The sequence below is a fragment of the Catenovulum agarivorans DS-2 genome (genome assembly GCF_000568405.1).
Taxonomy (GTDB): Bacteria; Pseudomonadota; Gammaproteobacteria; order Enterobacterales; family Alteromonadaceae; genus Catenovulum; species Catenovulum agarivorans_A.
This window is the reverse complement of the sequence record NZ_ARZY01000047.1, coordinates 25791-35545: the sequence shown is the minus strand read 5'-3', so window position 1 is coordinate 35545 and position 9755 is coordinate 25791. Positions and strand designations below refer to the sequence as shown.

Sequence of the window (9755 nt, the reverse complement as noted above, 5' to 3'; positions counted from 1 at the left end):
ACTAGGCTGACACAGATTTTCGAACGCCCTCCTTAAATGAAGCATTAACTCCTTTCGGGAATATTCCACATATAAGCTTCGGAATATAAGGTAGTGAAATATGTATAAAGTTATTGATGTATTTTTGTGGGTTGTGTTGTACGTCATTATATTTTCGATATCTACCCAATTTGGGGCATGGTATTTGGTGTTTATATTTTTCACTGCAGTATTGCATAAAGCTTGCACTCTTAACTTTAATCGACGTCATGTGATTGGGGTAAAACGAATATTGTCTGCGTTACTTGTACAACTAAGTTTAGTATTTTTTCTCTTGATTTTAGCAGGTTTTATTGAGTGGCTTAGACAGCCTAATTTGTAGGGATGAAATGAACTTACCAACTGACATACAGGGTTTACTGCTCACCATCATTGAGACAGGAGTGCTTCGCATAAGATCATTTCTATTAAATGACAAGGTAGCAGCATCTATCGTAGAAGCTGACCACATACACAACTTACCGACTATAATGGTCTAATTCAACTGTAGAGATTTATAGCTTACAACTCGCGAAATTTTAAAGGTGTAAAAACAGCTAAAAGTTAATATTTTTTCAAAGCGTTAAAATCTATAATAACGAGGCAATAAACTTTGTAAAAGGCGTAATATTTTGCTCTACACTGGCAGCTTCCAGTGCCAGCATATACTCATCTCTGCGTTCAACAGGCACAACCGTCCACGAATAACCACCTGCGGCCATCATCAAGTTCATAATGAATCGTCCCATGCGACCATTGCCATCAAAATATGGGTGAATATAAACAAAGATAAAATGACCCAAAACCGCTCTCACTGCTGGGTGCTCTTCATCCATTAATAAGTCGAATAGTGCAGGCATCAACTCCCTAACTGCTGCTTTGGTTGGTGGGGTATGTTTTGATTTTCGAATATAAACAGGACCTGTTCGATAACCGGCTAAATCAGACTGTTTAATAATGCCAGCGGCAACACTAGGGCCGAATAAAGCTAAGTACCAATCAGCATGAACTGCTTCAAATACTTCACCAGGGTTTGCCCCTTCTAAGACCTGTTCTACCGCTAGCTTTACTTGCTGAAAGGCATCCCAATAGCCTTTTGCGGCCATTGCATCTAAATGTTTTCTGCTATCATCAGACTGTTCAGGATCCCAGTTGCCTGAACGTACATGTTCAATTAACTCATGCGTTACTCGATAGCCTTCAATAGATAACGAATGATAAGCATCAGTAACAAACTTGTCTTCAACTTCAGCTAAGTAGCCCTGAATATTGGTTTTTGCATCCGGTGCATCAGGAAAATGGGCGATCACATCTGTTCGCATGTTTTGCCATAGTAAACGCAATCTATTTACGTAGGGTGAAACCTCACGGCGACCAAAGGTTATCTGAGTTTTATCTTCAAACGGGTCAACTTCTTTCACTTTGTAGTCAGCAGCATCCATTCCCTTGAGAATACTATTCGCTATCAAGTCTCGGCCAATATTACGAAATGCGCCAGCTAACCGGCTAGCACTGGCCACATGGCCACCATCAAGTAAGATACTTAGTACTTCTGAGGCATCTGTCACCATTGAAAGTAGCGTTCTCATTTGAATGGGCTTTTGGGCAAAGGTAGCTTTAGCACAATGTACTAAACTTGCAGCCAAGCTATACACTCTTAAACCATCAACGACTGTTAATTGCGTTTGTTCTGGCATCGCAGAGCGGATATCGAATACTGAAGTATTGTGAAGCAATGTCGTTGGCTTGTTGCGCCCTTTAGGCGAACGAACTAATAACTGAGGAGGAACGGTTTTATCACCAATGTGAATTTGGATGGATTGCTCTGGCGATAAGCACCAATTTTGCTCAAGACGCTCATCAAGATACGCGCTACAAAAATCCCAAAAGGACGTATACCAAGCGGTACTATCACCTTGTTGCTCATCGGGGCTTGAAGGAATATACCAACCTCGCATCACTTCTTTGATGAAGCCATGTTTGGTTAAACGCTCTCTATCGGTGCGCTCAAGCATTTTTGATTGCACAGCAATAATCCCACGATCTTGTAAGAGCTTTAATTGCTCTAGCGAGTGTGCAAGCTTTTTTGATACTTGATTCATGTTAACACCGTTAGCTTTTGTTGAAGTTATTTGTTAGCTTTTAGTGTATATTTGAATTAGCTTTTAATGCAAGTTGTGATTAGCTTTTAATGTAAGGCTGATATTATTTATAGCTTACAACTCGCGAAATTCTAAAGGTATAAAAATTGAGATGTTGTTTAAAAACAAACAACCTAAGCCAGTTAGTGCCCCGGCTTAGGTTGTTAACCAAACGGACGTCTGGTTATTTTATAAGTGGGGCTAGGCCCCACATGCGTCAATTATAAAAAGTTGTATTTAATACCAAAGGTGAATACTTTACCTGAGTATTTGGTTGCGCGTGGCATCCACTCGTGGGTTTGGTATTCTTCGTACAAATTCTCAGTTAAGTTATAAGCTTTAAAGTTAATTTGTAGGTCTTTGGTAATTTTATAGTAGGCTGATGCATCTAAACGACCCGCAGCAGCAACACTTCTATCTGCAAAACCATTTGCTGTACCTGAGGTGCGTAAGTCGTATGCGGTACGGTAGTTATAAGCTAAACGTACACCAAAGCTGTCTTGCTCATAGTATGCAATGGCGTTGTAGCTTTTATCTGAAATGCCCGGAATACGGTTTGCGTCATTGTCGTCTTGTTGTGTTTGTGAGTAGTTAATTACACCACCCAAACCATTCCATGGGAAAGGTAAAAAGTCTAAATTCTGTTGAATTGAAATTTCCATACCTTTAATTGAAATGGTATCCGCAATATTAACAATACCGCTCATATTTACAGCGTCACCAGCAACCAATAGGTCAGGATCTGATAAATTGTCGTTACCGTCGGTAATACATTTACCATCGTTTTGCACGCTTAAGTTACCTAAATCAACACCTGTACCTGCCAGCGCTGAAGCTTCACACAAGTCTTGGGTATCAAATAAGTTGCTAATTTCTTTTTTGAATAGGGCTAAGGTAATTGCACTGCCTTCACGGTTGTACCACTCAAGTGATAAGTCGTACGAATCCGCTTCAAATGGTTTGATGTTCGAACCTGGTAATTGCACAGTTGCACCTACACCTTGAATGTAAGAAAACTTCGATGAAGGTGAAGCTGAACGCAGGTCAGGGCGGGCAATGTTTTTGTTGTAAGCAAAACGTACAATTACATTTTCGTCGTCATCTAAGTTAGTTGATAAGTTTACACTTGGTAAAAAGTGATTGTATTCGTTTTTAAATACAGCGAGTGGCAAGTTATTGATGTCTTCGCCACCTACATCTGGTGCTTTTGCTTCTGTTTCTGATTCAATATAACGACCACCAATATTACCGTTTAACAACATGGGGCCAAATAATTCAAACTCAAAGTTTGCCATACCGTATAATGCATTGGTTTTTAAACCTGAGCTATAAATAAAGCCATCTGCTTGACGACCACCACGTTGAATGTAACCAGTTGGGGTATATTTAGCGGTTTCACCATTGCCTGCAGGTGCAATGTCTTCAATTTTAATCGAATTCTTTAAATCTCTATTCATTGAATCAAAATCAAATGAACGCCAGCCTTCGTCTGCTGAAACAAAACCATCGGTTAAGCCACCAAAGAATGCTTCTTCCGATACATATGCAGGATCAGTTATGCGATCGCTGGTCATTATGCCTGTTGGGTTAACGCCCACAGATGAACCTTTTGCATAGGTTGAATCTTGGAAAACATCGGCAAAACGGTAACCAAATTTAACGTTTTTCAAAAAGCCTTCGTCAAATTGGCGGGTAAAATCTAATTTGAATGAGTCGTTTGTATGTGCTACTTGCTCATAGTTACCGGTAATTAGTAGGTATAGGCCATCAGCCGCGTTTTTGGTTGTGGCTGTATTGGCTACTTGGTTTTTTGGCTCCCAAACTGCATTGTCAAAATCCATTGCTTGGTCAGCGCCTGTCATATTGAAATAAAAGTTTTCAATTTCACCTTCACCTGTGTAAACCGAACCTTTAATACTCGCTGGCGTATTAGTACGGTTAGACAGTAATACCTCTGTTCGGCGGTTAGTTGCTTCAGACAAGGTTAAGTTTGCATCCACTGTCCACATATCATGTGTCCACTCTGCATCAAACATATAAGCAGCAGCGTCTTGCAATTGTTCATCTTTACGATTGTCGAAGTAATAACGTGGGCGCTCAAAATCTACGCCTGACAAAACATAGGTTTCTTGACCAGCATTGTTTTTCTCGCCAGTTGCGCGAAGTGGGTATTTATCTAATGTTGGGATAACTTTAACGCTTGATTGATCTAAACGCATTTCAAGCTGTTCTAAACGCGCTTCATCTAGGTTACGTTCAGTAATAATGCTGGTAAAACCAAGCTTTAAGTTTTCAGTTGGCTTGTATTCAATGCCACCAGAAAACGAGAACCTATCCCCTTTGTTTACTTCACTTTGTTGACGATACTCACCTGGGAATAAAATGGTTGAATCTTCATGTAAATTATTTTCACTTAACCAGCTGTTATATGCAGCACTTTGTTCTTCTGCTGTGCCATCTGGCGCAAAGTTAGCTGCTTTTAAACTGTCGTAAGCATTAATACGGATAACGTCTTGGCGGAATGTTTGTTGCGAGAAAGACAAAGTACCAGATACAGCTAATACGTCATCAATTAAGTGAGTCGAACCTGAGATAGAAACTTCAGGGTCAATTGAGTCGGCCAATTCTTCGTATCTACCACCAATTTGCATGCGTAAAGAGCTTTTACGTTGTAATGGGCTTTTTACTTTTTGGTTAACTGTACCAGCAATACCACCTTCAACCATATCTGCAGTTAACGATTTTTGTACCGTAATGCCATTAAATACCGCTGGGTTGTATGCGCCAAATGGGTTAGCCGCACCATAAGGAGAAGCTTCACGTGTTGGTGTAGCGATAGATACACCGTTCGCTGTAGTTAATACAAAGCCTGAGGGTAAACCACGTAAGTTTACGCTGGATTCGCGGCGCGAACCTTCACGGTTTAACTGTACACCTGGCACAGCTTGTAACGCTTCACCCATATCTAATGCGGGTAAGGTGCCAATATCGTCTGCTGAAATGCCATCAACAATGGTTGGGGCTAATTTCTTTTCGTTTATGGCTGACTGCAAGTTACCGCGAATACTACTTACGATAGAAATAACTTCTACCTCTTCTTCGCTGTTTGTTGCTGCATCTTGAGCAAATGCTGGTGTACACGCCAATGCAATTAGCGCACTTAATGTGGTTCTTTGAAACAAATGCTGAGTTTTAGTATGGGTGCTCATTTTGTACCTCATAATGTTAATTAAAGTTATTTTTATGTAAAAACATCTGGATGGTAGCATTAAAAGGTATGGTGTTAAAGTGGTAAGGCCAATAATTTTTATTAAATGTTTATTTTTCTTATTTGTATGGAAGTAATTAGCGGATTTTTATCATTATTCGATGTTTTATAGTTTTTATTGTGGAATTTGATTTGGTTTTTTAATCGATCTACAGGAACACTTTTTTGAAAATACTGTTTAAATGATCATGTTGTCAGGCCAATTGTGTTGTGCTAGTGTTTTTGATGTTAAGGAAATGTATAAATGAATGGCTTCGCACTTACACAATTAAACACATGGGATCATTCTCTAATGAAAAAACTAAATAAAAACTTCAAGGCCTCTGCATTTTTTGCAATTTGTGCCGCATCCATAACTGCTTGTGGTATTTCTTTCGAACTATCAGCACAAAACATCAATGTTTATTCTGCAACCGAATTGCAAACAGCGCTTAAAAACGCCAGTGCTGGGGATGAAATTATTGTTTTCCCAGGTAATTATCTTGGGCAAAAGGGGACCGAAAATAGTGGTAGCAGCCCAGCGCACTTTTTTAGTGATAAAAGTGGTACTTCGTCTAACCCCATTACTCTTAGAAGTTATGCTAAGTCGGACAAACAAACCTTAAAAGGTGAAAATGTTGATTCGGGTTATATCCTGTATTTAACAGGTGACCACTGGGTAATAAAAGATCTCAAATTTAAAACTGCACAAAAAGGCATCATGCTTGAAGGTGCTAACCACAATGTAATTGATAATGTTGAAGTGTCTGATGTTGGCGCAGAAGCTGTTCACTTCAGAAAGTCGAGCTCTTATAACAAGCTTACCAATTGTTATATCCATAATACGGGTAAACGCTCGGGCAAAGAAGGCTTTGGTGAAGGTGTTTACGTTGGTACACACAATGGGCATGAGTCAGCAACGCTTGACCCAAGCAATTACAATTTAATCGGTGGTTGTACTATAGGGCCAGAGGTTACCGCAGAAACTTTTGATGTTAAATCGGGTACTAAAGGCACAGTTATCGAGTCTAACTATTTGAGTGGTAAAGGCATAATTGGTACAAGTGGCAACCCTGCAGCAGATAGTTTTATCGATTTAAAAGGTACAGATGTCATTGTTAGATACAACAAAATGGACTGGGAAGGTGATAATAACATTGCACATGCCATTTTCACTTACCAAGAGCACAGAGCATCAAACATTTATGGTAATGAATTTACCTTAAATACTTCATCACCCATTTATAAGTTGCTTGAAGAAACTGTGTACGCAAAAGACAACACCCGTCTAGATAATGGTACAAAAGTGGTTGATGCAACATATCAATTAAACAAAATTGAAGATCAGTTAAACACTTCAATTGAGCAACCATACCAAGGGCCGTATGCTTGCTTTGATGAATTAACTAATGGTTGTGGTTCAGCGCCTTCTAATACAGATCCAGTAGACCCGACTGATCCACAAGACCCAACCGATCCGGAAGATCCAAATGACGGTGGCACTACCCCAACTGATCCGTCAGGCTGTGATTCAAGCGTTTCTGTGAACTGGAACAGCAAAACCGAAATAACCTTGGCGGGCGCAACCTGTGTTGATTTTGGTCAAAGTTTGTCGGGTGAAAACGTACAGTTTTGGGACAGTGATGCTAATTCAAGTTGTAATTTTAGAGGTTCAGTTTCATCAATTGATGGCAGTGGCAGCCTTGAAATAACCAGTAATTATGTCAGCTCGAGTAGCTTTAGTGGCACAACTTTGCAACTTGTTGCAAATAATGGCTGTGAATTTATAAAAGTACGAGCCTATTAGTCTGCCCTAGTCTTTATGAGGTGAGGTTAGTTTAAATACCTTACGATTAGTCAACTGCAAGGATGTTTGCAGTTGGCTAAAATGCTGGTCGAACAATTTATCAAAAGTACCATTTTTTATAATAGCAGCTAAGCCAACTTCAATATCTTTCGCTATTTCAGGACTGGCTGGTGTTACGTAGTAATAAACTGGTAAATCGGTTTTCAGTACTATATCTTGTTCAATTGCCATATTAGGGTACATTTCTTTACGCGTGGCAAACTCTTCTAATATTTCATTTACCCCGCGTGGAAAATAATCAAATCTATCTTTGGCAAGCATTTTAAATAAACCTTCGTAACTTGAGCTAGTAACTAAGTTAAATTGGTTATTCTCAAAAATTCGTGTGATTGACCACACATGCCCGGTACCCAGCCTGAGTTTCTTTAGTTCATTTATATTGCGTATAATGCTAAATAGGTTTTGCTTATTTTTATTGATGAAGAACACACGCTTACCTAATAGGCCTTTAAGCAATGGCTGTTTGACTGCTATTAGCGTATTTTCCCACTCAACGCGAGCCGCTGCCCACATTACATGTACGTTCCTCCCTAAATGCATTTGTTTTTCGGCGCGGGCTTCATTCATAGGTGGGCTAAAAACTACGTTATAGTGTTTTGGTTTGCTATGAGACAGCGCTTGTATTAACAAGGCACTTGCGTATGTTCCACGCACATCAATTGGCGAGCTACTCGGTGTCACCAAAATAACATCTTTGGCTTGTATAACTGCAGATAGCAGCAGACTGGCTACAAGAGTCAGATTTTTAAAGATAAACAGAATGCTTTTCGTCTTGGCCATGGTTAATCGGCCCTAAGTTCATGCCTTGAGTTACTTAAATATAGCATATAAAAGTTTTCATTTTTCGAATGAGAGTGTTAGATTTCGGTTAAAAATAATTGGTAAGGCCACTTGACTATGGTCGGTTTTTAATTATAATTTTAGTCAATTACTTAGTTATTTTGTATCAAAGTCGCTCATTATAAAGCAAATTGTCAATAAATCACTCAGGTACACCTATGCAACTTAGCAATGATTATCTAGCACAACATACTTTAAGCCTAGCTGAAGCAGGTGTTCAATTACCGTCATACAAAAGATCTGAATTAGATATTGGTATTGTTCATTTAGGTCTAGGTGCGTTTCATCGTTCTCATCAAGCGGTATTTACCGAACAAGTTTTAGAGCAAACCAATGATTTACAATGGGGAATTTGTGCTGTTGCCTTTAGTAATGAGCAATTGAAAGATCAAATAAACGCTCAAGACGGTTTATACACTAATGTGGTTTGTGGCAAAACACAAAGCTTTCAAATTATAGGTTCAATTAAACAAGCTCTAGTTGCATCTAAGCAAATGCCTGATGTGCTAGCAACATTGGCTTTACCATCAGTCAAACTGGTTTCTTTAACTGTGACTGAAAAAGGTTATTGTTTGAATGAAGCAGGTGATTTAGACATTCAATCAGCTAATATTCAGCATGATATTGGCAATATTACTTCACCAAAATCGGCTGTAGGTATTTTAGTGGCAGGCTTTTTAAGTCGTTTTTATAAGGGGCAACCTGCTTTTAATGTTATTGCCTGCGACAACTTGCCGCACAATGGTGACAAACTGAAAAAAGCCACTGTTGCTTTAGCGAATGAAATTAACTCTGAACTTGCCAATTGGATTTCGGCCAATGCACATTTCCCTAATACCATGGTTGATTGCATTACCCCAAAAACCGAAGGTTCAACCGTTGCCGCGGTGGAAGAAAACTGTCGTTATACAGATAGCGTACCTGTGCAACGTGAACCTTTTGCGCAATGGGTCATTGAAGATATTCCTAGTATGGCGCGCCCAGCATGGGAAAAAGCAGGTGTGATGTTTACCAACGACGTTGACGGTTTTGAAAAAACTAAATTGCGTATTTTAAATGGCACACATTCAGCGCTTGCTTACATTGGCAGCTTACTGTCGATTGATACTGTTTATAACGCTATTAATAACACGCAAGTGAAAGCTTTTATTAGCGAGCTGCTTGAACACGAAATTATCCCATCGATTGACGCGCCAGCAGGTTTAGATCTTGCCGATTATGCTCAAGCCATTCTTGAGCGTTACGACAATCCGTCGATTCGTCATTTGTTAATTCAAATTGCAGCCGATGGTTCGTTAAAAATTCCAGTTCGTACCTTAGAGCCAATTAAAGAAAACTTAGCAGCTGGTCGGTCAATTGAACGTTTATCTATTGTTGTTGCAGCCTGGATTAAATTTATTGTTGCTCGCACCGAACAGCAAGCCGACATTGCTGATCCGAAAAATCAACTTATGCAGCAGGTTGTTAGTGGCTTTACCGGTGATGCCAAGTCAGACGTCAGTGCATTTTTAGCGATTGACGGCATAGTTGAAAAAGAACTATTGGCAAATCAGCAATTCGTAGATTCGGTTGTTACAGCCTATAGTGAAATAGATTCATTTTTAGCGTCATTAGCGTAATAGAAAATTTTTAGGTAGAGGTT

At 39.5% G+C, this 9755-nt stretch carries 6 protein-coding genes; 3 read left to right on the top strand and 3 right to left on the bottom strand.

Annotation, left to right across the window (positions count from 1 at the left end; translation table 11 throughout):
• The first annotated feature begins 100 nt into the window (after window positions 1-100).
• Window positions 101-361, top strand: a complete 261-nt coding sequence (locus DS2_RS17570; protein WP_035016279.1) for a hypothetical protein — start codon at window positions 101-103, stop codon at window positions 359-361.
• Between the two features lie 247 nt (window positions 362-608).
• Here DS2_RS17570 and DS2_RS17565 read toward each other — a convergent pair whose 3' ends face one another.
• Together DS2_RS17565 and DS2_RS17560 are read right to left on the bottom strand one after the other, a co-directional pair.
• On the bottom strand, window positions 609-2120 hold the full coding sequence (locus tag DS2_RS17565) for a Fic family protein (RefSeq protein ID WP_035016278.1): 1512 nt from the start codon (window positions 2118-2120) through the stop codon (window positions 609-611).
• Window positions 2121-2380: 260 nt separating this feature from the next.
• Window positions 2381-5368 (bottom strand): TonB-dependent receptor, encoded by a 2988-nt coding sequence (locus tag DS2_RS17560; RefSeq protein WP_035016277.1) that lies wholly within the window; start codon window positions 5366-5368, stop codon window positions 2381-2383.
• 351 nt (window positions 5369-5719) lie between these two features.
• Here DS2_RS17560 and DS2_RS17555 point away from each other — a divergent pair, with 351 nt between their 5' ends.
• The gene (locus tag DS2_RS17555) at window positions 5720-7213 is read left to right on the top strand and encodes a right-handed parallel beta-helix repeat-containing protein (protein ID WP_035016285.1); all 1494 of its coding nucleotides are present in this window, start codon (window positions 5720-5722) and stop codon (window positions 7211-7213) included.
• 6 nt (window positions 7214-7219) lie between these two features.
• Here the strand turns inward: DS2_RS17555 and DS2_RS17550 are convergent, their stop codons facing one another.
• Complete coding sequence (locus DS2_RS17550; protein ID WP_035016276.1) at window positions 7220-8053, bottom strand: hypothetical protein; 834 nt, start codon at window positions 8051-8053, stop codon at window positions 7220-7222.
• Between the two features lie 218 nt (window positions 8054-8271).
• Here DS2_RS17550 and DS2_RS17545 point away from each other — a divergent pair, with 218 nt between their 5' ends.
• Complete coding sequence (locus DS2_RS17545) at window positions 8272-9732, top strand: mannitol dehydrogenase family protein (RefSeq protein WP_035016275.1); 1461 nt, start codon at window positions 8272-8274, stop codon at window positions 9730-9732.
• Window positions 9733-9755: the final 23 nt, after the last annotated feature.

What these genes read in the sequence shown, in the direction of transcription:
- DS2_RS17550 (WP_035016276.1), bottom strand. Translation starts at nt 8,053, where the DNA reads ATGGCCAAGACGAAAAGCATTCTGTTTATCTTTAAAAATCTGACTCTT.
- DS2_RS17545 (WP_035016275.1), top strand. Translation starts at nt 8,272, where the DNA reads ATGCAACTTAGCAATGATTATCTAGCACAACATACTTTAAGCCTAGCT.
- DS2_RS17565 (WP_035016278.1), bottom strand. Translation starts at nt 2,120, where the DNA reads ATGAATCAAGTATCAAAAAAGCTTGCACACTCGCTAGAGCAATTAAAG.
- DS2_RS17555 (WP_035016285.1), top strand. Translation starts at nt 5,720, where the DNA reads ATGAAAAAACTAAATAAAAACTTCAAGGCCTCTGCATTTTTTGCAATT.
- DS2_RS17560 (WP_035016277.1), bottom strand. Translation starts at nt 5,368, where the DNA reads ATGAGCACCCATACTAAAACTCAGCATTTGTTTCAAAGAACCACATTA.
- DS2_RS17570 (WP_035016279.1), top strand. Translation starts at nt 101, where the DNA reads ATGTATAAAGTTATTGATGTATTTTTGTGGGTTGTGTTGTACGTCATT.